Origin of the sequence: Streptomyces marispadix (genome assembly GCF_022524345.1) — a bacterium.
GTDB classification, from domain to species: Bacteria; Actinomycetota; Actinomycetes; order Streptomycetales; family Streptomycetaceae; genus Streptomyces; species Streptomyces marispadix.
The window spans coordinates 6,545,219-6,569,874 of sequence record NZ_JAKWJU010000002.1; the positions used below are offsets into that span (position 1 = coordinate 6,545,219).

The following is a 24,656-nucleotide window of genomic DNA, read 5'->3' on the forward strand; positions in this document are numbered from 1 at the left end:
CTGGTGAGGTTGCCATGAACGGGAAGGCCGGAATGAGCGGGACGAGCGGTACGTCAGGCGCGGCGCACGAAGGGGCCGCCATCGCGGTGATCGGCGTGGCCACGCTCTTCCCGCAGGCCGGCAGCCTCGACGAGTTCCGCGCGAACCTGCGGGCCGGGCGCGACTCCGTGCGGGCCATGCCGCCCGAGCGGGCCGAGGCCTGCTGCCAGGACCCGTCCGTCGACTATCCGCACCAGGGCTACCTCGACCGGATCGACCTCTTCGACCACGAGTTCTTCGGACTCTCCCGCCGCGAGGCGGAGATCACCGACCCCCAGCACCGGCTGGCGCTGCAACTCACCCACGAGGCACTGGAGAACGCCGGATACGCCACCTCGCGCATGCGGGACACCCGCACGGCCGTGGTCTTCAGCTCGCCGACCAACGGCTATGCGCCCCTCGTCCGCGAGGTGGGCACCCTCTCCATGATCGGCAACATCCCCTGCGGGCTTCCCACCCGCGTCTCCCACCTCTTCGGCTTCACCGGCCCCTGCTACGGCGTGGACACCGGCTGCAACGGCTCGCTCGTCGCCGTGCACCACGCCGCGCGTGAACTGCGGGACGCCGACGCCGACTTCGCCGTCGTCGGCGGCGTGAGCGTCCGTCACGTCGTGCCTCCCGCCGCCACGGTCGGGGCGTTTCCCGGCATCGCCTCGCCCACGGCCAGGTGCCGTGCGTTCGACGAGGGCGCCGACGGTGCGGCGGCGGGCGAGGGCGGAGCCGTGCTGCTGCTCACCACCCTCGAACGGGCCCTGGACGAGGGCGCGTTCATCCACGCGGTGATCCGGGGCAGCGCCGTGGTGCACAACGGGCGGCACTCGGCGACGATCGCCACGCCCAGCGCCAAGTCGCAGGCCGAGGCGATCCGCAGGGCCTGGCGGAACGCCGGACTGGACCTCTCGGCCGCGGGCTATGTGGAGGCTCATGGGTCCGGCACCCGGCTGGGCGACGCCGTCGAGGTGGAGGGCCTCGCCCTCGCCCGATCCGGCACCGCGAACGCACACGCGCCGCTGCCCATCGGCTCGGTGAAGACCAACCTCGGGCACCTCGACCACGCCGCGGGAATCGCGGGACTGGTGAAGACCGTCCTCAGCGTGCGGCACGCCGAGCTGTATCCGACGCTGCACTTCACACGCCCCGCCGAGGACGTCGATCTGAACGCGGCACGCCTCGACGTGGTCACCTCGCGCCGGCCCTGGGAAAGCGACGTGCGCAGGGCCGGCGTCAGCTCCTTCAGCCTCGGCGGCGTCAACGCCCACTGCGTGGTCGAGCAGCCGCCCGCCCTGCCGGGTGTTCAACCGCCGTCGCGCAGGCCGCAGTTGATACTCGTCTCCGCACGCAGCGCCGAAGATCTCGTCACGCTCTGCGGGCGGCTCTCGCTCGAACTGCGCGACCGGCCCCGCAGGCTGGCGGACGTCGCGCTCACCCTCAACGAGGGCCGCGACCACTACCCGCACCGCCTCGGCGTGATCGCACGCACCGTGCCCGACCTCGCGTTGAAGCTCGCCGCGCAGGTCACATGGTGGCGGCTGGAGGGCGTCCCCGCCGCAGGTGGCGCCTCGTCGGCGCCCCGTGTCGTGCTGCTGCTGTCCGGCGACGCCACCGGCGCACCGGCCGGTGAGGGCGCGCCGCTGCCCGGGCCGCTGCCGCTCCCCGACGGCCCGGCCGCACGTGTACGTGCCCAACTCGCCGCGTACGCACGGCTGAAGGAGGCCGGTGTGACCGTGGCGGGCCTCATCAGCTCCGGTGTCTCCCGCTACGCCGTCCGCTATCTCCAGGGCAGGCTGACCGCCGCCGACACCCGATCCCTGGAGAGGGCCAGGAACGCCCGCAGCGGCGGTCCGGAAGGGACGCGCACGGACGGCGCCCGCACAGGAGACGGGGGAGCGGACGAGATCTACGGAGGCCCGCTGCGGCCCGACCGGCTACGTGCCGCCGTGGAGGAGCAACTGGCCTCCGGCCCGGCGGTGTTCGTAGAACTCGCCGCACGAGGAGAGATCAGCGACCAGCTCTCACGGCACCTTCACGGGCGTTCCGACGCGCTCGTGACCACGCTCGGCGAGGACACCGAGGATGTGCTGGAGGTGCTGCGGCTGCTCTACGAGGCCGGACTCGACCTGAACTGGGAGTCGTTGCGGACGGACACCGGCCCCGGGCCGAAGCCCCGGAGGGCCCCGCTGCCCGGCCATCCGTTCCGGGGGTGCGCTGCTGGGCCAGGCCGCCCGGCGACGTCATCCGCTTCGACGGCCTGGGCGGCGCCGCCTCCGGGGAGCTCACGGCGCCACCCGTGCAACCGCCTTCGGCCCTACCGGAGTTGGAGCCCCGCGAGACGCCTCCCGAGCAGCGGCCCGTGGCTCCCGCAGCGGGGCTGCCGCCCGCGACCCGTGCCGCTCTCCGAGCCGGTGCCGATGATCCCGTGGCGGATGGCGGACCCGGACAGGCCGTCGACGGCGACGAGTTCGACGGTGCGGCGTCGCAGGCCGGTGCCCCGGAGGCGCCCGTTGCCCCCGCCGTCACCGGTCGTAAGCCGCTCGTACCGCTGGCAGAGCCGCAGCCGCAGCCGCAGCCGCAGCCGCAGCCGCAGCCGCAGTCCGACCCCGGCCCCGACCCGGACCCCGAGCCCGAGCCGAAGCCGGGGCCCGGTTACGAGCAGGAGCCGGAGACGCAGCCCAAGGCCGGGACCGGGCAGGCCGACGCACCCGGCGACTCGTCGCCGGACGGCCTGCTGCCCGGCGGCACGGACACCGCCGATGTACTGCCGTGGCTGCGGCAGACTCTTGCCGAGTTGCTGTACGCCGACGAAGTGCCGCCCACGGCAGACTACTTCTCCATCGGCGGCAACTCCGTCATCGCGCTCCAGCTCATCGAGCGCGTACTGAGCCGGTACGGTGCCGCGCTCAAGCTCGTCGACATCTACGCCCACCCCCTCGTCTCCGACCTGGCCGGGGCCATCACCGAGCGCATGCCGGGGACCGCTGAAGCCGCCGAGAACCATGACGAGGCGGATTCGCAGCAGCAGACCGGCGAGCGGGAGGCGCCCGCCGCCGGTGCGCACAGGCTGCCGCCGGTACGCCCCGGGCAGGAGCCGACGCTCTCCTACGGGCAGGAGCGCATGTGGTTCCACCACCAGCTCGACCCGTCCACCACCCTCTACAACCTGCCCGGCGCCTCCCGGCTGCGCGGCGAGCCGGACCTCGAAGCGCTCCGCCTCGCCTGGGAGGACCTGGCCCAGCGGCACGAGGTACTGCGCTCCAACTTCGCGGAGGCGGACGGCCGTCCGCGGCTCGTGATCCGCCCCGAACTCGGCGACTTCTTCCGCGTGCTCGACGTCTCCGGCGAGCCTCACCCGGAGGCGGCGGCCCGCGCCGCCGTGCAGAAGGAGACGCACTGGGTCTTCGACGTGGCCCGCGACCCGCTGGTCCGCGTCACCGTCGTACGCATCGGACCGGGCGACTATCTGTTCTGCTGGACGATGCACCACGGTGTCAACGACGGCTGGGCGCCGCAGATCCTCATGGGCGAACTGCTGAAGTTCTACGAGGCCCGCTGCGAGGGCCGCGTACACCGGCCCGAGCCGCTGCCCGTGCAGTACAAGGACTACGCCCGCTGGCAGCGCGACCTGCTGGAAGGCTCACTGCTGGACGGTGAACTGGACTACTGGCGCCGCCAGTTGGACAGTCCACCGGTGCTGGAGCTGCCCACCGACCGGCCGCGGGCCGCACGCATGGACTTCGCGGGAGCCACACACGGATTCACCGTCCCCGCCGAACTCGTCCGCAAGCTGCGGGAGTTGGGCAGCCGGGAGACGGCGACGCTGTTCATGGTGATCCTCACCGGACTCGACGTGCTGCTCTCCCGCTGGTCCGGTCAGCGCGACATCGTCGTCGGCACACCCACCATCGGCCGCAGCAGGCCCGAACTGTGGGGCCTGCTCGGCTTCTTCAACAACACCATCGCCCTTCGCTCCGACCTCTCCGGCGAACCCACCTTCCGTGAACTGCTGCGGCGCGTACGGGCGGTCGTGCTCGGCGCGATGGACAACCAGGAGATCCCCTTCGACAGGGTCGTACGGGAGGTCGCCCCGGACCGCGACCCGAGCCGCAACCCCATCTTCGACGTGATGTACGTGCACCAGACGCTGCCGCCGGACTTCTCGTTCGGGGAGAGCACGTTCAACCCGGGGCGGCCGGGCGGCGAGGAGGACGAGACGCCGCTCTTCCCCGGACTGCCGCCGGGCACGGCCAAGTTCGACCTCACGTTCGTGGTCGCGGAGCGGCCGGACGTCGAAGAGCTCGAGGTCGCCCTGGAGTACAGCACGCGGCTCTTCGACGCGGGCACCGTGCAGACGATGACGCGTCGTCTGCTGGATCTGCTCTGGGCGGCGGTGGACGACCCGGACGTGAACCATCTGGAACTGCCCGCCGCACCACCGGAGAAGACGGAGCAGGACGGCACCGGCCGCGGACCCGGCACAGACTCCGGCACACCGGAAGCCGAAGCCGCCGGGCCCGAAACCGCCGAGCCTGCCGAACCCGAAACCGCCGAGCCCCTCTCTGCCGCACCCGCCCCTGCCGTCCCCACCCCTTCCGCGGCGGTCTCCGCCTGCCTCCGCCTGCGCGGCGACATCGACGCCGACGCGCTGCGGGCCGCGTTCGACGATCTGACCGAGCGGCACGACGTGCTGCGCGCCCGCTTCCCCGTCACCAGCGCGCAGCCCCTCGCGCCGCTCGCACGGGACGGCGCGGCGGGCTTCCTCAGCGTCGTGGACGTCTCCGGCCGTACGGACCCGAAGGCCGCCGCACGGGACTTGGCCGCGGCGCACGCGCGCACGGCCGTGGACCCGGCGACCGGCTCCCCCCTGAGGGCGCTGCTGCTGACGACCGGCCCCGCCGACCACATCCTCGTCGTCACCACTCACCGGGACGTCTACGACGGTGCTCAGCCCGGTGTGTTCTTCGGGGACCTGCTCGCCCTCTACGCCGCCCGCTCCGGCGGCCTCCCGACCGGCCCGGCGGCGCTTCCCGTCAGCTACGACGACTACGCCCAGTGGCAGCGCCGTCTGCGGGAGGACGGACTGCTCGACGATCAACTCGCTTACTGGCAGCGCCGGTTGGGCTCCCTGAGGACCTTCGAGACGACGGCAGACAGGCCGCGGCCCATGCGCGGTACCTACACCGGCGCCCTCCACGGAGTGCGGCTGCCCGCACCGCTCGCCCGGGAGGTGATTCAGGCGGGCGCACGGGAGCGCCTGCTCGCGTGCATAGCGACTCTGCTGTCCCTGCGCTCCGGCGCCGACGAGGCGCACATCGGCCTCACCGAGTCGGCGCCCGACACCGACTCGCCGCGTCCAGGGCGCTTCGGCGCGGAGCGGCCCGCCCCCGCGCTGGGGGAGATCCTCGGCCCGTTCGCCAATCCGCTGACGCTGCGCATCGACACGTCGGGCGACCTGGGCCTCGGCAATCTCGCCGCCCATGTCCGGGAGGTGATCGCCGGGGCACGGGGCAACGCCGACGTGCCGTTCGACGACGTCGTAAGGGCTCTGCGGCCCGCGCGGCAACCCGGGCGTGAGCCGCTGTTCGACGTCACCTACGCACACCACGCGCTGCCGCGGGACCTCGGCTCCGCGGCGGGCCTCGACGTGCGGGGAGTGAGCTGGCCCGGTTCCCGCGCGGCACGGCTGCTGCTGCCCGGAGAGCCCGGCACCAGCCCCTACGACCTCGCCTGGTCGGTGCTGGAGGGGCCTGAGCCGGACGCGCTGAGCATCTCCGTCGAGTACCGCACGGAACTCTTCGACGCCGATACGGCCGCCGCCGTCACCGACGGCGTCGTCACGCTGCTGAGGCTCGGCATGCGTGAACCGGCCGTGCCCCTCGCCGAGTTGTGGCGGGACGCCGCCTCACCCGACGCCGGGCCCGCCGCAGGGCCGCACCCCGCCTGACCCCGAACGGAACGCAGCGAAGGAGGCCCCGCGACCGTGGGCGTATCCAAGGACATCGAGACGGCCGCGCCGGTGGGCGTCGTCGGCGCAGGCACCATGGGCGTCGGCGTCGCCCAGTGCTTCGCACAGGCAGGCCATCCCGTCGTGGTCGTCGACCCGGCCGCCGAGGCGCGCCGGGACGGTGCCGCGAGGCTGCGGGCCGGGCTGCGGCTGAAGAGCCTGCTGCGGGGCAGACGCCCGGAGAGCCAGGGCGGCGGCGGAAACCCGGATGTCGGCGGGAACCAGGACCAGGCCGGAGCCGGCGGCGCGGCGGGCGGAGCGGCACGCAGGCCGGAGCCGGCGGACCCCGCCGCGCTCGTACGGTTCTCCGCCGAACTGTCCGACCTGGCGCACGCCGGCTACGTCGTCGAGTGCGTGCGGGAACGTGAGCCCCTCAAGGAGGAAGTGCTGCGCGCACTCGACGAGTTGTGCGGCCCCGAGACCGTGTTCGCCTCCTGCACCTCGGCCATACCGATCTCCCGCCTCGGCTCCTTCACGCGCCGCCCCGACCGCGTCATAGGGACGCACTTCATGAACCCGGCGCCGCTCAAGGACGCCGTGGAGGTGGCACGTTCGCCGCACACCGGCGACGAGACCCTCGCCCGCACCCTGGACCTGCTGGAGGGCATGGGCAAGAAGCCCCTCGTGGTGGGCGACGGTCCCGGTTTCGTGACGAACCGCGTGCTGATGCTCACCGTCAACGAGGCCGCGTACGTGCTGCACGAGGGCACAGCCGACGCCGAGACGGTCGACCGCGTCTTCCAGGAGTGCTTCGGCCACCCCATGGGCCCGCTGCGCACGGGCGACCTCATCGGGCTCGACACCGTCGCCGACACCCTCGACGTGCTCCGCGAACACACCGGCGACGAACGCTTCCAGCCGTGCCCGCTGCTGGCGAAGCTCGTCGCCGAAGGCAGCGTCGGCCGCAAGGCCGGCCGGGGGTTCCACCACTATCCGAACAGCCCGCTCGTCCCACGGGGAGAAACCAGTCATGGCTGACCACCACACTGAGCCCGTCCGGCTGTCCGCCGCCGGCCGGGAGATCTGGCGCCGGACAGCCGGCCGGCGGCGTCGGAGGTCCCGTCCCGTGGGTCGCCGAAGTCGTCGAGATCCGGGGGGCGTTGGACGCCTCGCTGTTCGTGGACGCCGTACGCACGGTGACGGGCGAGAGCGAGGCGCTGCGCCTGCGTGTCGCACGTGCCCGCGACCGCGGCACGCAGCCCGGCACACGGCCGGAGGAGACAGGCGACCGGCGCGACGCCGCCGGGGCGCCGCTGCTGGAGGCCGACGGCGAATTCCCCCTGCCGCTGGTGGACATGAGCGCCCAGTCGGAGCCGGCGGCTGCGGCACGGGAGTGGGAACAGGCCGAGCTGGAACGGCCGTTGGAGCCCACGGACGCCCTGTCGAGCCAGGCCCTGATCCGACTGGCGAGCGACCGCTTCCGCTGGTTCCACCGTCATCACCCGTGCGTACTCGACGAGTTCGGCTGCGGCCTGATCACCCGCCGCGTCGCCGAGGTCTACACCGCCCGCGCGGAGGGCTGGACGCACGAGGAGGACAGGCTCGTACCGCTGTCCGCGCTCCACGCCGACGAGGCCGACTACCGGGGCACCCAACGGCCCGCCCGCGACCGTGCGTTCTGGCTCGGCAGGTTCGCGGACCGGCCCGAGCCGCTCTCTCTCGCCGCCTCCGGCCCGGCGCGCGGCTCCGCAGGCGACACCGCCGCCGCGATCCACGGGCCGGGCGGCACCGCGAGTTCGCGCACCGTGTCCCTCACCGCGGAGGCGAGCGCACTGGTGCGCGCCGCGACCCGGCACACCGGCACCGACCCCTCCGCGGTCCTGCTGGCGGCCGTCGCCGCGTATGTGCACAGGATGACCGGCGGCAGCGACGTGGTGCTGGGCCTGCCCGTCGACGGCCGAACTCGCCGCGCCCTGCGGCGCGTTGCGGGCGCGGCGGGCGATGTGGCGGCACTGCGGCTGAGCGTCGCCTCCGGTACGGCCTTCACCACACTGGCGAGGGACGTGGCGCTGGAGAGCCGCCGCGTGCGGCGCCATCAGCGATTCCGTCACGAGGAGCTGCGCGAACAGCTCGGCCTTGCGGGCAGCGCCGCGGACGCCTCCGCGGGCCGCCTCTACACGACGGTCGTCGACGTACGTACGGCCGCACAGGAGATCCGCTTCGGCGACCATCCGGCATCCGTGCGCCGCGTGGGCCGCGACGGGCCGGCGGCCGGGGACGCCGCGGGGGAACTGCGCGTCGTCATCGACGAGGACCCGGCGGACCGCACCCTGAGCATCACCTTCATGGGCGCCGCCGGGCGCTTCTCCCCGGCTCGACTCGACGCGCACCGCGAGCGGTTCGAGCGTCTGCTGGGCGAGGCGGTCGCCCGCCCCGACCGCCCGGTGGGAGCGTTCGACCTGCTGACGCCCGGCGAACGGCGCACGGTGCTGTCCTGGGCTCAAGGCGGCGGCACAGGCACAGGCACCGTCGTGGCGAGGCCCGGTTCCGGCTCGCACCGGGCGGCCGGGGCGCCGCACGGCGCGACACTTCCCCGTCTGCTCGACGACTCCGCCGCGCGGCACCCGGACGCCGTGGCCGTAAGCGACGGCTCCGTCAGCCTCACCTACCGCGAACTCGACGAACGGGCCAACCGGCTCGCGCGGTTGCTCGTGGAACACGGCGCGGGCCCCGAACGGGTCGTGGGGCTGATGCTGCCCCGCTCCGCCGAGACGATCGTCGCGATGCTCGCCGTCCTGAAGTCCGGCGCGGCCTATCTGCCCCTCGACCCCGCTTACCCGGCGGAGCGGCTGAACTTCATGGCCCGCGACGCGCGCCCCTGCTGCGTGCTGACGGACCAAGCCGGAGCGGGCCGTGACATCGCCTCAGCCATGGGAGCCCAGGCGGCCAAGGGGGCCCAGGCCCCGCTGATCGTCCTCGACGACCCGCGTACCGCCGAGGAGTGCGGCCTTCGCTCGCCCGCGCCGCTCACCGACGCCGACCGTGCCAACCCACTGCTGCCTGCGCACCCCGCCTACGTCATCTACACCTCCGGATCGAGCGGAACCCCCAAGGGCGTGGTCGTCGCACACGCCTCGGTCACGGCGCTGACCGCATGGGCCGTCGAGGAGTTCGGGACGGACGCTCTTCAACACACCCTCGCGGCGACGTCGTTCAGCTTCGACGTGTCCGTCGCGGAGATCTTCCCGGCGCTCACCGCGGGCGGACGCGTAGAGGTAGTCCGGGACCTGCTGTCGCTGCTGGACGGCGACCCGCCGCGCTGGTCGGGCGGACTGTTGTGCGCGATTCCGTCGGTGCTGGCCAGGCTCACCGACCACGGCGGGCTCCGGCTCTCCGCGAAGACACTGTCGATGGCGGGGGAGGCCCTTCCCGCCTCCCTGGCGCAGCGGGTACGCGAGACGATGCCCGGCACGAGGCTGCTCAACGTCTACGGACCGACCGAGGCGACCGTGTACGCCACGGCATGGGACGGCGCGACAGCCCCCGAGGACGCGGCCCCCTCCATCGGTCGGCCCCTGGGTCACGTGCGTGCCTATGTACTGGACGAGGCGCTTCAGCCGGTCGAGCCCGGCAGGCCGGGCGAGCTGTATCTGGCGGGCGAGGGACTGGCCCGCGGCTATCTGCGCAGGCCGGGGCTGAGCGCGGAACGCTTCGTGGCCGACCCGTTCGGCGCGCCCGGCGGCCGCATGTACAGGACGGGCGACCTGGCGCGGTGGCTGGACGACGGGCAGATCGACTTCCTCGGACGCATCGACGGCCAGGTCAAGTTCCGTGGTTTCCGCATCGAGTTGGGCGAGGTGGAGTCCGTACTCGGCCGTCATGGCCAGGTCGCCGAGGCGGTGTGCGCGGTACGTGAGGACACCGAGGGCGAACTGCGGCTGGCGGCATACGTCGTGCCGTCCAACAGGGCGGGAACAGGTACCGGGGACGGGAGCGGCGCGGGTCCGGTGGAACCGGAGGCACTGCGGCAGTGGCTGGCCGAGCGCCTTCCCGCGTATCTCGTTCCCGCAGTGGTGACCGTGCTACCGGAGATGCCCCGCACGCCCAGCGGCAAGCTCGACCGTGAGGCCCTGCCGGTGCCGCGCCCGGTGCGGGGGCAGCAGACGGCCGGTGAGGACGCTACGCGGCGCGCGGCGACGGAGCCGACGCCGGAATCGGGACGGGCACAAGAGCAGGTGCCGGAGCGGCCGTCCGAGCAGGAGCTTGCCCCGGAACCCGCCGAGCCAGCCGAGCCAGCCACCGCCGAGCCAGCCACCGCCGAGCCGGCTCCCGGCGAGTCCGCCGAACCCGAGGACACGCGGGCCTCGGTGGAGCCCGCGCGGGCGCCGCTACCGGCGGAGCGGCCCTCGCCCGAGTCGGCACAGCAAGCGGAACCGGAACCAGCACACGAACCGGACCGGCCGTCGGCCGCACATGCCCCGGAATCGGCACCGGCACCGGCGACAACCCCTGCGACCGAAGCCGCCGCCCCCGACCCCGGTCCAGACCCAGCTCCAGACCCCGGACCGGCATACGAACCCGAACCCGAACCCGCCGCCTCCCGCGAGGACTTGGTCGCCGAAGCCTTCGCCTCCGTGCTGCGGCTGCCCCAAGTCGCCCCGGAGGACAGCTTCTTCGACCTCGGTGGCGACAGCATCGTCTCCATCCAGCTCGTGAGCCAGTTGCGCAAGGCCGGCCTGGTGCTCACGCCGCAGGACGTCTTCGAGCACAAGACGGTTCGCGCACTCGCGGCGGTGGCACGTGAGACCGGCCGGGCGTCGGGCGGCGAGAACGCCTCCGGCGTGGGCGAGGTACCGCTCATCCCGATCGTGCACTGGCTGCGTGAACTCGACGGTCCCGTCGACGGATTCCACCAGGCGGTGCTGCTCCAGGTGCCGGGCGGACTGCGTCAGGACGTGCTCACCAAGGCCGTACAGGCCCTCCTCGACCACCACGACGCCCTGCGGCTGCGGCTGGACACCGAGGGCAAGGACTGGCGTCTCGTGGTTCGCCCGCCCGGCTCGGTGGCCGCCGCCTCCTGCGTGCGCCGTATCGCCGTCTCACAGCCGGACGCCGATCTCGTCGACACCGTCGGCCGTGAAGCGGCCCGCGCGAAGTCGGAACTGGACGTGCGGGCAGGCACGATGGTGCGGGTCCTGTGGTTCGACGCGGGCCCCGACACCCCTGGCCGTCTGATGTTCATGGGACACCACCTGTCCGTCGACGGGGTGTCCTGGCGCATCATCGTGCCCGACCTCTCCTCCGCCTACGAGGCGCTGGAGTCCGGCGGGCAGCCTCGACTTCAGCCCGTGGAGACGCCGTTGAGGCAGTGGGCGCAGGCGCTGTCCGCACAGGCGAAGGAGGAACACCGCCTCGCCGAGCTTCCGTTGTGGACCGGCATCCTGGACACGCAAGGGCCGCAGCTCGCGAAGCGCCCGCTGGACCCGGCGCGTGACACCACGGCAAGCGCCCGGTCCCATGTGCTGACCTACGGCGCCGAGCGTGCCCGGCATCTGTTCACCACCATTCCCGCCGCGTTCCACTGCGAGATCAACGACGTGCTGCTGACCGCGCTCGCACTCGCGGTGCGGCGCTGCCTCGGCGACGAGACCGGCAGCGAGGGCGAGAGCCGAGTCCGGGGCGGCGGTGAGGTGCTGATCGACGTGGAGGGCCACGGACGCGAACCGGTCGTGCCGGGCGCCGACCTCTCCCGTACCGTCGGCTGGTTCACCAGCATGTACCCGGTGCGACTCGCGCCCGGCGACGCCGCGAGCAGCGGCGGCCAACAGCAGGCGTACGGACAGGAGTTGGGGCGTGCGCTGCGCCGTGTGAAGGAGCAGTTGCGCGCCATCCCGGACAAGGGCATCGGCTTCGGGCTGCTGCGCTATCTGAATCCGGAGACGTCGCCCGCGCTCGTCACCGCTCCGCCACGGCACATCGGCTTCAACTACTTCGGGCGTTTCCTGCTGCCCGCCGCGTCCGGGGAGCGCGACTGGGCACCGGCGCCGGAGCTGGCGATGAGCGCCGGAGCGGACGCCGGTATGCCGCTGACGCATCCGCTGTCCATCAACGCGCTGACACAGGACGCCGACGAAGGCACGGAACTGTCCGTGTCGTTCGTATGGCCCGAGGGCGTCGTCGACGACGAGACCGTAAGGGCCCTCGCCGACGCCTGGTTCGAGATCCTCGACTCGCTGGCCGAGTACGCGGCACAGCCCGGCGCCGGCGGACGCACGCCGTCGGACTTCCCGCTGGTCGGTCTCGACCAGGACGAGATCGACGAACTGGAGGCGGCCCACCCGGACTTGGAGGAGGTCCTGCCGCTCTCGCCGCTTCAGCAGGGCATGCTCTACCACGTACTGCTCGGTTCCCTCGCCGAGACCGGCGACGACGGTCCGGACGGCGACGGCGGCGCGGAGGAGACCAGGAACAACCTCTACACGGTGCAGCTCGCCCTCGACCTGGAGGGCACGCTGAACGCGCGCCTCATGCGCAAGGCCGCACAGGAACTGCTGCGTCGGCACGGCAATCTGCGTGCCGCCTTCGTCCACGACGGAATGCGCCAGCCCGTGCAGGTCATCTGCGCCGACGCCGAACTCCCGTGGCGTGAGGCGGACTTGAGCGGCGCGATGATGGGGGAGCGGCTGGAGGAGACGGCGCGCCTGATGATGCGTGCCGAGCGGGGCCGCCCCTTCGACCCGGCACGGCCGCCGATGGTCCGCATGATGCTGCTGACGACGGGCGAGAACAGCTACCGGCTGGTGCTGACCACACATCACATCCTGCTCGACGGATGGTCGCTGCCGGTGATCGTGCGGGAGCTGTTCGCCCTCTACCGGCAGGCCCTCGGCGGCTCCGGCGGCAGCGACGAGGACCTTCCGGCGATCACACCGTTCCGCGACTACCTCGCCTGGCTGGAGAACGTCGACACCGGCGAGGCGGAAGCCGCCTGGCGCGACGCCCTGTCGGGTCTGGCCACCACCACGAGGCTCGCCCCCGACGAGGGCGATCTCAGGCCGCTGCCCGCACAGCATGTGGCGGTCGAACTCACCGAGGAGACCACGACGGCGCTGGTGGAGATGGCCCGCCGCCACGGGGTCACGCTCAACACCGTGCTCCAGGCGTGCTGGGGAGTGCTGCTGGGCCTGGAGACCGGCAGCGACGACGTGGTCTTCGGCTCCGTGGTCTCCGGCCGCCCGGCCGAACTCCCGGGCGTGGAGACCATGGTGGGGCTGTTCATCAACACCGTGCCGACGAGGGTGCGGACCGTTCCCGACGAGTCGATCGGCAGCCTGCTCGTGCGAGTCCAGCACGAGCAGACGCGGCTGATGCCGTACCACCACATCGGCCTCGGCGAGATCCGCGGCATCACGAACATGGGCGACATGTTCGACACCGTCATGGCGTTCGAGAACTACCCCATCGACGGCGTGCAGAGCGAACCGGCACCGGGGCTCACCCTGGCGGGCGCCAGCGGCGACGACGCACCGCACTATCCCCTCGGGCTGATCGTCTCCGCTCGCGGCGAGCGCCTGTTCCTGCGGTTCGACTACCGTCCGCATCTCCTGGAACGCGGCAGGGTGGAGGCCCTCTCCGCCCGCTTCGTGGAGCTGCTGACGACGGCGGCACACGAACCCGCGAGGAGCGTCGGCACCATCGCGTCCACGGAGGGGCCCGGGGACGGGTCGATGGACGGGACAGTCAGCGGCCCGGCGGACGGATCGATGGAAGCGAAGGCGGACGCTGCCGCTCCCCAAGCCCCCGATGACGCCGGGCAGTCGGAGACGGGCGGCATCAACGTGCTGCTGCCGCTGCGCGACTCGGGCAGCAGGCCGCCGCTTTTCTGCGTACACCCGGCAGCGGGAATCGCCTGGTCGTACGCCGGGCTGACCACGCCGCTCGGCGCCGACCAGCCCGTCTACGGGCTCCAGGCACGCGGCCTGGGCGGTACGGACGTGCTGCCCGCGACCGTGGAGGAGATGGCGGCGGACTATCTGACGCATGTGCGCGAGGTCCAGCCGTCCGGCCCCTACCACCTGCTGGGGTGGTCGTTCGGCGGGCTGGTCGCCCACGAGATGGCCGTGCAGCTTCAGCGCAGCGGGGAGAGCGTAGGTCTGCTGTCGGTGCTCGACGCCTTCCCGCCGGGCCCCGGCGGCGCGGTAGCCGGCCGGCCGGAGGAGCCGCAGCCGGCGGACACGGCAGAAGCACCGGCCGACGGCGGTGTCGGCATGGTGCTGGGGCTCGTGCTGGAGTTCTTCGGCTACGACCCTTCGGCGTGGGCCGGGGAGACGCTGACGTATCCGCGGTTCCTGGAGATCGCCCGCGACCGCACGGGGCTGCTGGCCACGTTCGACGAGTCGAGGATCGCCGCGATCTGCCGGATCTTCCTCAACAACGGCACGCTCTCCCGCGCACACCGGCCGGGCCGGTTCACCGGGAACATGCTGGTCTTCGCCGCGCGGGAGACCGATCCCCAGCTCGCCGCCGAGCTGTGGCTGCCGCATCTGGACGGCGGCAAACCCGATGTGCGCACCGTCGACCACACCCACGGCGGCATGGGACGCCCCGACGCCCTCGGTGACATCGGCAAGGTGCTGCTGGAGCATCTGCGGGGCGACGCGACCACGCCGGGAGCCACACCGTGAGCACCAGCGTGGGACGGGCCGTAGCCGGAACGGGGAGAACGAGGGCCGCATGAGCATGCTCCCGGCCGGGGGCGGCACGGACGAGGGGCGCGACACCGTGCGGGGCGAGGCGGACGGCGCGGCGCACGGCGGCGCGCACGAAAGCGCGCGAGGCGCCGCGCAACGCACCGGCGACCCGGGCGGCGTCCCTCTCACCGCCGCCCAGTCAGGCATGTGGATGGGCCAGGCACTCACCCCCGGCTCGGCCCGCTACCACGTCGGAATCGCCGTCGAGGTCCAAGGGACGCTCGACCCGGCCACCTTCGAATCGGCGTTCCGGCAGGTCGTGTCCGAAGCGGAAGGGCTGCGGGCGCGTTTCGCGGTCGACGCCGACGGCCGACCCCGCCTGCACCCAGGGCCGTCGGCCGACTGGGGCGTGCCGTTCGTCGACCTCGGCGGCGAGGCGAGCCCACGGCGCGCCGCGATGGCATGGATGCGCGCCGATCTGGCACGGCCCTTCGACCTGGCCGATGGGCCCCTCTTCCGCGGGGCGTTGCTGCGGCTGTCGGACACGGCCGCCTGCTGGTACCTGGGAGCACACCACCTCGTGCTGGACGGCTTCAGCTCCTCGCTCTTCGCTCGCCGCCTCAGCCGCGTCTACGGCGCGCTGGAACAGCGACAGCCCGCACCGGCAGGGGAGTTCGGGCCGCTTCGAACACTGCTGGAGGAGGAGGCCGCCTACCGCGACTCGCCCGCCCGCCTCGCCGACCGGGGCTTCTGGCTGGGACGTACGGCCGATCTGCCCGAACCGGGCGACCTCACCTGGGGTACGGGCACCGGCGGCACCCGCGCACCCGGCGGACTCGCGGTCCGCCGCAGTGCGATGCTTCCCGCCGCCGACTGGCGCCGAGTACGGGAAGCGGCAGGCCGGCTGGGCGTTCGCTGGCCTGTGCTGGTGACCGCCGCCGCAGCGCTGCTGACCCATGTACGGACCCGTGCGGGCGAAGGCACGGATGACGGAAGGGGCGACGGGAGGCGCGGCGCCGACGAGGTCGTGCTCGGCCTGCCCGTCACCGCCCGCGTGGGGGAGGCCGCCCGCACCGTGCCCGGAATGGCCTCCAACGTGGTGCCGCTGAGGGTGCCCGTGCACGCGTGGCGCCCCCTTGCCGACCTCGTACGGGCCGTGGGCGCGGAGATGACCGCGGCCCTCGCCCATCAGCGTTACCGCTACGAGGACTTGCGCCGAGACCTCGGCCTGACCGGCGGCGGCACGGCCGGCGGCGGCCCCGCCGGGAGGCTGTATGCGTCGGCGGTGAACGTGCTGCCCTTCGACTACGGGCGGCACTTCGCGGGGCGTCCGATGATGATGCGCAACGTCGCGATCGGCCCCGTCGAGGACCTGTCGATCACAGTCCACCGCGACATCCAGCCCGGCGGGCGCAGCGGACAGGGCGCGGACAGCGTGGGGCTGCGTGTCGAACTCGACGCCGATCCGGGCCGGTTCGCCGCCGCCGAGGCAGCGGCCGAGGCCCGGCGGTTCCTACTGCTGCTGCGCAGGCTCGCCGACGATCCCGGTCTGCCCGCCGGGCGGCTCGATCCGCTGACGGCAGGGGAGCGGCGCCTGTTCGTACCAGGGGCGCCCCGACCGGCGCGCCCCACCCGGGCGTTGAGACCGGTGTCGGCGACCGTTCGGCCGGGAGACGAGGGGCGCCGACCCGCCTCGACCCTGGCCGACCTGGTGGATCGCTGGACCGCACGCACCCCGGGGGCGGTGGCGGTCACCGCGGGGGAGACCGCACTCACCTACAAGGAACTCGACGCTCGCGCCAACCGCCTCGCCCGTCTGCTGATCCGGCGCGGCGCGGCCCCCGAACGCCTCGTCGCCGTCGCGCTGCCGCGCTCCGCGGACCTGGTGACCGCGATCCTCGCCGTCGCGAAGTCGGGAGCGGCCTGTCTGCCCGTCGATCCGCGCTGGCCCGAGGAACGCATCCGTACGATCCTCGCCGACGCACGGCCCGTACTGACGCTCACGCCCGGTGAACTCGCGGAAGCGGAAGGCGAGCCGGGCGACCCTGGCCTCGGCGCGCCCGTGACCGACGAGGACCGTCACGCCCCGCTGACGCCCTCGAACGCCGCCTACGTCATCTACACCTCCGGCTCCACGGGCCGCCCCAAGGGCGTCGTCGTCCCGCACCGCAATGCCGTGGCGCTCCTCGAAGAGGCCGCGGCGCCCTTCGGCTTCGGCCCGGACGACGTGTGGACGATGTTCCACTCCTGCGCGTTCGACTTCTCCGTATGGGAGTTGTGGGGTGCGCTCGCACACGGCGGCCGGCTGGTCGTCGTCGGCCACGACGTGAGCCGCTCACCCCGTGCCCTCCTGGAACTCATCGCCGACGAGCGCGTCACCGTGCTCAACCAGACGCCGTCCGCCTTCCTCACCCTCGACCGCGCCGACGCCGAGGAGCCACGCTCACGCCGCCCGACGTCGCTGCGCCTCGTGATCTTCGGAGGGGAGGCCCTGCACCCGGAACGGCTGCGACCGTGGTGCGAGCGGCACGGGGCGGACGCGCCCGCCATGGTCAACATGTACGGCATCACCGAGACCACGGTGCACGCCACCAGGCTCGAACTGCACGACGGCCACCGCGCCGAGAGCGGCAGCCCCATCGGAAGGCCCATAGCGGGCACCCGGCTGTATGTGCTGGACGAGCGGCTGCGCCCCGTACCGCCCGGCACCACCGGCGAGTTGTACGTGGCGGGGGCCGGCGTCGCACGCGGCTATCTCATGCTGCCCGGCCTGACCGCTTCGCGTTTCGTCGCCGACCCGTTCGGGCCGCCCGGGTCGCGGCTGTACCGTTCCGGAGACCTCGCACGCTGGCGCGCCGACGGCGGGCTGGAGTACGCGGGCAGGGCCGACGACCAGATCAAGGTGCGCGGTTTCCGCATCGAACCCGGCGAGATCCAGGCCGCGTTGGCCGACGCCCCCGGCGTCGCGCACTCGGCCGTCATAGCCGCCGGTACCGAGCGCGATGCGTCCGGCGACGACGAGGCCCGGCTGGTGGCGTATGTCGTCCCGGACGGCACTCGCCGTGACACGGGCCGCTTCGAGGACGCGCTGCGCGGACATCTCAGCGCCCGGCTGCCCGCGCATCTCGTACCGTCCGTGTTCGTACCGGTGGACAGGCTGCCGCTGACGGCCAACGGCAAGCTCGACAGATCCGCGCTCCCGGAGCCGGTGGCGCGCAGCAAGCCGCCGACCCCCGCCGGACAGCGGACCATGAGCACGCTGGAGCGCCGACTCGCCACGCTCTACGGCGAGTTGCTGGGCGTAGCCGATGTCGGCCCCGAGGACGGCTTCTTCGACCTGGGCGGGGACAGCCTGCGCGCGACCCGCCTCGTCGGCAGGGTACGCGGCGAACTCAACGCCGGGATCGACGTCCGGGACGTCTTCGAACGTCCCACCGTGGCGGGTCTCGCCGCCGTGCTCACCACACGTCCGCCGGTCCGCCGCCCGTCCCTGGCGGGCACGGAAGGAGGGCGGCCGGAGAGCGTCCCGCTGTCGCACGCCCAGCGGCGGCTGTGGTTCCAGCAGTCGCTCACCGGGCCCGACGCCGCCTACAACGTGCCGCTGGTGCTGCGGATGAGCGGCGACCTGGACGAGGACGCCCTGCGCTCGGCCGTTCTCGACGTGACGCGTCGCCACGAACCGCTGCGAACCGTCGTACGCACCACCGCCGAGGGCCCCGAGCAGAAGGTGCTGCCGCCCGGGGAGGCCCCCGTATGGCTGCCGGAGGTGGAGACCGAAGCGGAGCTGCTCGACGGGGAGTTGTCCGCCGCCGCCCGGCACGCCTTCCGTCTGGAGAGCGAACCGCCGCTGCGGGCAAGGCTGTTCACCACCGGCCCGGACCAGCATGCGCTGATGCTGCTGCTCCACCACATCGCATGCGACGCGGCGTCGCTCGCACCGCTGCTCGACGACCTCGGCACCGCCTACGCCGCGCGCCGCGCGGGACATGCGCCCAAGTGGGAGCCGCTGCCCGCCCGTTACGCCGACTACGCGCTGTGGCAGCGCACGCTGCTCGGCCAGGACCGGGCCGGTACCGGCGACGCTGACGGCACGAGCGAGGCCGCCTCCGCGAGCGAGGCCGACGGCCCCACCGAGGCCACCCCCACGGGCGGCCCCGGCGACGACGGCCTGGCGCACTGGACCCGCGCGCTGGCGGACCTGCCCCGGCGGATCGCCCTGCCCGCCGACCGGACGCCCGCACCGGAGGAGACCGGAAGCGACGGCGACAGCGTCCCCCTGCGGATACCGGCCCAAGTCCACGCGAAGCTCGCGGAGTTGGCGGCCTCCGAACACGCCAGCCTGTTCATGGTGGTGCACGCCGCGCTGTCCGCCCTGCTGACCCGGCTGGGCGCGGGCACCGACATCCCCGTGGGCACCGCCGTCGAAGGCCGCCCCGAGACGAGCCTGGACCGACTCGTCGGCTTCTTCGTCAACACCGTCGTACTGCGCACCGACACCTCCCAGGCCCCCACGTTCCGGGAGCTGCTGAGGCGGGTACGGGAATCCGACCTCACCGCCTTCGCCCACCAGGACGTCCCCTTCGACCTGGTCGTCGAAGCCCTCAACCCCGACCGCAGCGCACCCGGACAGCCCCTGTTCCAGGTCATGCTGACCCTCACCGGGCCGCCACCCGAGCACATCGCCCTCCCCGGGCTGTCGGCCACGGTCGGCACCGTGAGCACCGGCGCGGCCAAGTTCGACCTGTGCGTCAGCCTGTACGAGCACCGGGACCCGGACGGGCACTGCGCGGGCCTCGACGGTCGACTGGAGTACCGCAGCGACCTCTTCCGCCGTGCCACCGCCGAAGCGCTGGCCGGGCGGCTGGAGTCGGTGCTGGAGCAGGTGTCCGCCGCACCCGGGACGAACCTGCACCGCCTGAGCGTCCTGACGGAAGAGGAGCGGCACCGGCTGCTGACCGAGTGGGGCACTGGCGAGGCCCTGCCCGTGGCGGCGGCCCGGCGCACCGTTCCACAGCGCTTCGCCGAACAGGCACGCGCGACACCGCAAGCGGTGGCCGTACGCGCACCCGGACCGCGTTCGGGCGCGGCATCCGAACCGGCCCTCACATACGCCGAGTTGGACGACCGTTCGGAACGGCTGGCCCGTCGTCTCGCCGGCTGCGGGGTACGCGCCGAGACGCCCGTCGCGGTGCTGATGGACCGGTCCGCGGACCTCGTGGTGGCGCTGCTCGCGATCCTCAAAGCCGGAGGGGCGTACGTACCGCTCGACGCACGTGCGCCACGCGCCCGCCGGCAGCACATGATCGCCGAGTCCGGCGCACGGGTGCTGATCGTCGACGACGAGCGCGCTGCCGCCGCAGCCGACGGCGACCGGCCCGACGGCCTCCGTATCGTCCAGGCGGCCGGATGCGCGGACCCGCACGGCGACGACGCGACCTCGCCCGCCCCGGACCCGTCGCCGAATGCCGCCCCTCCACGCGGCCCGGTCCATCCGGCGGCCCTCGCCTACGTCATGTACACCTCCGGGTCCACGGGAGCGCCCAAGGGCGTCGCCGTCACCCACGCCGACATCGTCGCACTCGCCGAAGCGCTGGGCCCCCGCGGAGACCGGCGTCAAGTGCCCGCGCCCAGGCGGATGTTGCTGCACTCTCCGCACTCCTTCGACGCCTCCACCTTCGAGATCTGGGGTCCGCTGCTGACGGGCGGTGAGGTGGTCGTGGCGCCGCCCGGCGAAGTGGACGTCGCCGCGCTGGAGTGGCTCGTCACCGGCGGGCGAGTGAACACCCTGTGGCTGACCGCGGGCCTCTTCCAGCTCATGGCCGAGGAGAACCCGGCAGCCCTGCGCACACTGGAGGAGGTCTGGACGGGCGGCGACGTGGTCTCACCGCGCGCCGTGCGTGCGGTGCGGGCACACTGCCCGGACACCCGCGTCATCAACGGCTACGGGCCGACGGAGACCACGACCTTCGCCACGGCGCACGCCCTGGAGCCCGGCTCCTCCGGAAGCGCCGGCGCCGGCTTCGGCGAGGGCGGCATACCCGTGGGACGTCCGCTCGACGGCATGCGCGCATATGTGCTCGACGAGTCGCTTCAGCCCGTACCGGCAGGCGTGACAGGGGAGTTGTACGTCGCCGGAACGGGAGTGGCACGCGGCTATCTGGGCCGTCCCGGACCCACCGCGGAACGCTTCGTGGCCGACCCGTTCGGCGCCCCTGGTACGCGCATGTACCGCACCGGCGACCTCGTGCGCTGGCTGCCCGGCGGAGCGCTGGCGTTCGTCGGCCGCACGGACGGCCAGATCAAGCTGCGAGGTTTCCGCATCGAGACGGAAGAGGTCGCCGCCGCACTCGCCGGGCACGGAGGCGCGGGCCAGGCCGCCGTCGTCGCCCGCGAGGACGAGACGGGGGAGCGGCGGCTGGTCGCCTACCTCGTGCCCGCGGAGGGCGTCGCGGCCGACGACGTCGACTGGACGTCCATACGGGAGCACGCCGCGCGGTCACTGCCCGAGTACATGCTCCCGTCCGCCCATGTGGTCCTGGAACGCCTGCCGTTGACCCGCAACGGCAAACTCGACCGCGCCGCGCTGCCCGCTCCACGGCGCATCGCACCGAAGGGCGCCGGTGCCGCGCCGGGCAGCGAGCGCGAGCGGGTGCTCTGCGGCATCGTCGCCGAACTGCTGCGCCTGCCCTCGGCGGGTGTCACGGACGGCTTCTTCGACCTCGGCGGCGACAGCATCACCGCGATCCAGCTCGTCAGCCGGGCACGCGCCGCGGGCCTGCGCTTCAGCGTGCGCGATGTCTTCAAGCACCCCACGGTCGCCGAACTCGCCGCCGTGGCCGAGGAGTTCACGGGCAAGGCCGATGCGAGGCGAGCGGAGGCCCATGGAACGAAGGGGAATCGACCGGAGACGGACAAAGCCGGTGCGAAGGCCCGTCGACGGGCCCTGACGGCGCACCCCGAAGCGGGCGGGGAGGCGGACGCGGCCCTCTTCGACGAGGACGCGTGCGGCCCGGTGCCGCTCACACCCGTCATGCACTGGTGGCGCGAACACGGCGGCGAAGTCGCGGAGTTCAGCCAGCACATGACGCTGCGCGCACCCCTCGGGCTGACACGGGACCGGCTCGTCGCCGCCGTAAGTGCCCTGCTGGACCACCACCATGCGCTGCGGATGCGCTTCACGGCGCCCACGGGAACAGACGAGCACACCGGACCGTGGACGCTGCACATACCGCCGCCCGGCACGGTGCCCGCCGAGGAGTGCGTCCACCGGCTCGACGCGACCGACACCGGCGGAACGGGCGAGCAGCAGGACGTCCGGCCGTCCGGCGCACACGCCGAGTTCACGTCCCGGGCGATACGCCTGGCGCGGCAACGGCTCGACCCCCGGGACGGGCGGATGCTTCAGGCCGTCTTCGTGGACCGGGGCCCGGACCGTCATGGCCGAGTGGTGCTCGTCGTACACCACTTCGCCGTCGACGGTGTCTCCTGGCGCATCCTGCTGCCCGACCTCGCCGCCGCCTACGACGCGGTCGCCGAGGGCCGCAGACCCGAACTGCCGCCTGCCGCGACGTCGTTCAGAAGCTGGGCGCGGCTCCTCGCCGACCAGGGCGACCGCGGCGTACGCGAAGACGAGGAGTCACTGTGGTCCTCCGCGCTTCCGCGCCCCGGCGAGGACGCCGAATCCGCCCTGGCGGGCCCCCGCACGGACAAGCCCGCCCCAGGGCCCGGCGTACGACGGCTCAGGGTCGCCATGCCGCCGGGCCGCACGCATGCGCTGCTGACGCAGGTGGGGGCGGCCTTCCACTGCGGCATCGAGCCGGTGCTCCTCACCGGCTTCGCCCTCGCGGTGGAGGAGTGGCGCCGCCGACGCGGCCTGCCCTCCGGTGACGTCGTACTCGACCTGGAGTCGCACGGCCGCCCCGACGGCGACCGGGAACCGGCTGACGCCCTCCGTGGCGACCGTAGCGGGGAGATCCACGAGGAGTTCGAACTCTCCCGCACCGTCGGCTGGTTCACCAGCGTCCACCCGGTGCGGCTGCCCGCCACCGGCTGCGGCTGGAGCGACGTATGGAAGGCGACACCGGCACTGGGGCGGGCCCTGAAGCAGGTGAAGGAGCGGCTGCGGGCCGTCCCCGACCGCGGTGTCGGCTACGGGGTGCTGCGCTACCTCGACCCCCGTACCGGCCCCGGACTCGCCGCACTGGGCAGCCCGCGCTTCGGCTTCAACTACCTCGGGCGCCTCCCCGCCGCGGGCGACAGCGACTGGTCCGTCACCCCGGACGGCGAAGGCCTCGTCGACCCGGCTGACCCCGCCGTAGGGGCCGAAGCCCCGCCCGGCGCCGCGGGGCACCTCCCCGGCGGACACCTCATCGACGTCAACTCCCTTACGGCGGACGGCCCCGACGGCCCCGAGCTGAGCGCCGAATGGTCATGGACGGAGGGCCTGTTCCGCACCGCGGAGATACGGGAGCTGGCCGACCTGTGGTTCAGCGCCCTCTACGCGCTGATCGCCCACGCCGCCACACCCGGCGCGGGCGGACGCAGCCCCTCCGACCTGCCGCTGGCCGGGCTGGAGCAGGAAGAGATCGAAGCGCTGGAGCGCCGCTGGCCCCGGCTGACGGACGCGCTGCCGCTGACGCCACTCCAACAAGGCCTGGTCTTCCACTCGTTGTTCTCACCCGACAGCCCCGACGTGTATCAGGCACAGATCGTGCTGCGGCTGAGGGACGAACCCGACGCGGACGCGCTGCGCGGCGCCGCACGCTCGCTGCTGAAGCGCCACCCGAACCTCGGCGCCGCCTTCGTACACCAGGACCTGCGCACCCCCGTGCAGATCCTCACGGAGGGCACCGAACCGCCTTGGCACGAGGCCGACTTGAGCCGTGTGGCGGCCGGGCGCCGCGAGAGGGTGTTCAGGCGTCTCCTCCACGCGGATCTACGACGGCGCTTCGACCTCGACCGGCCGCCGCTGATGCGCCTCAGCCTGTTCCGCTGCGGCGACGACGATCACCGGCTGGTGCTCACCAACCACCATCTGCTGCTCGACGGCTGGTCGATGCCGCTGCTCGTACGTGAACTGTTCGCCCTGTACGCCGTGCACACCGGGAGCGGCGACGCGTCGGCGCTGCCCGCCGTCACCCCGTACCGGGAACATCTCGCCGTGCTGGCCCGCCTCGACCAGGACGCCGCTCTCGAGGCATGGCGGGACCATCTCGCGGGAGTCGGCGCCGCGACCAGGCTGAGCAGCGGAGAGATCAACGCCGGGGCCGTACCGCCGCAGCCGCTGCACGTCGTGCTGCCCGACAGGCTCACCGCCGCCTTGCGCCGGGTCGCCTCCCGCGCCGGACTGACGCTGGGCAATGTGCTGCTCGCCGCATGGGCGCTGCTCCTCGCCCGTTCCTGCGGAACGGGCGACGTCGTCTTCGGTACGACCGTCTCGGGGCGAAGGCCCGAGGTCGCGGGCATGGAGTCGATGATCGGCCTGTTCATCAACACCGTCCCGGTACGGGTCACCGTCGACCCCGAGGAGAAGGTCCTGGAACTGCTGGCCCGCTTCCAGCGGGAACAGGCACGCATGCTGCCCCACCACCATGTGGGGCTGGGCGACATCCAACGCGTCACCGGACGGCGGGAGTTGTTCGACACCCATGTGGTCTTCGAGAACTATCCGCTGGACAGCACCGGCCTTCATCAGCCCGTGCCCGGCCTGCGAGTAGAGGGCATCGAGGGCCGTGACGCCGCCCACTATCCGCTGACGCTCGTGGCGTTCGCGGGCGAGGGAGGCTTCGCGCTGCGCTTCGACTACCGTCCCGACGTGCTGGACCGAGAACGCGCCGAGGCCATCGCCGCACAACTCCAGGACATTCTCGGAGACTTGGCGTCCCGCACGGACACGTCCGTGGCCGACGTCCTCTCCTCCTGAACCCACGCGCACGGCATACACGCGAGACGTACGTGAGTACGGAGCGCGGGGCCCGTACCGGCACCTT

General features: G+C 73.0%; 5 protein-coding genes. All 5 read left to right on the forward strand.

Annotated features, from left to right (window positions below; all coding sequences use genetic code 11):
* Positions 1-32 precede the first annotated feature (32 nt).
* From MMA15_RS27215 to MMA15_RS27235, 5 genes are read left to right on the forward strand one after another with little or no spacing between them, the layout of a single operon-like run.
* Positions 33-2,918, forward strand: a complete 2,886-nt coding sequence (locus tag MMA15_RS27215; RefSeq protein WP_241062811.1) for a beta-ketoacyl synthase N-terminal-like domain-containing protein — start codon at positions 33-35, stop codon at positions 2,916-2,918.
* Positions 2,843-5,977 carry a condensation domain-containing protein gene (locus tag MMA15_RS27220; protein ID WP_241063529.1) on the forward strand — a complete coding sequence of 1,045 codons (3,135 nt, stop codon included), beginning with the start codon at positions 2,843-2,845 and terminating at the stop codon, positions 5,975-5,977. Before MMA15_RS27215 ends, MMA15_RS27220 begins: the two co-directional genes overlap by 76 nt.
* Positions 5,978-6,013: 36 nt before the next feature.
* Positions 6,014-7,015: a 3-hydroxyacyl-CoA dehydrogenase family protein gene (locus MMA15_RS27225; protein WP_308290598.1), complete on the forward strand. Its 1,002-nt coding sequence runs from the start codon at positions 6,014-6,016 to the stop codon at positions 7,013-7,015.
* Positions 6,898-14,661 carry a non-ribosomal peptide synthetase gene (locus MMA15_RS27230; RefSeq protein WP_308290599.1) on the forward strand — a complete coding sequence of 2,588 codons (7,764 nt, stop codon included), beginning with the start codon at positions 6,898-6,900 and terminating at the stop codon, positions 14,659-14,661. The genes MMA15_RS27225 and MMA15_RS27230 overlap by 118 nt, the downstream gene beginning before the upstream one ends.
* 49 nt (positions 14,662-14,710) lie before the next feature.
* The gene (locus MMA15_RS27235; protein ID WP_241062813.1) at positions 14,711-24,589 is read left to right on the forward strand and encodes a non-ribosomal peptide synthetase; all 9,879 of its coding nucleotides are present in this window, start codon (positions 14,711-14,713) and stop codon (positions 24,587-24,589) included.
* Positions 24,590-24,656 lie beyond the last annotated feature (67 nt).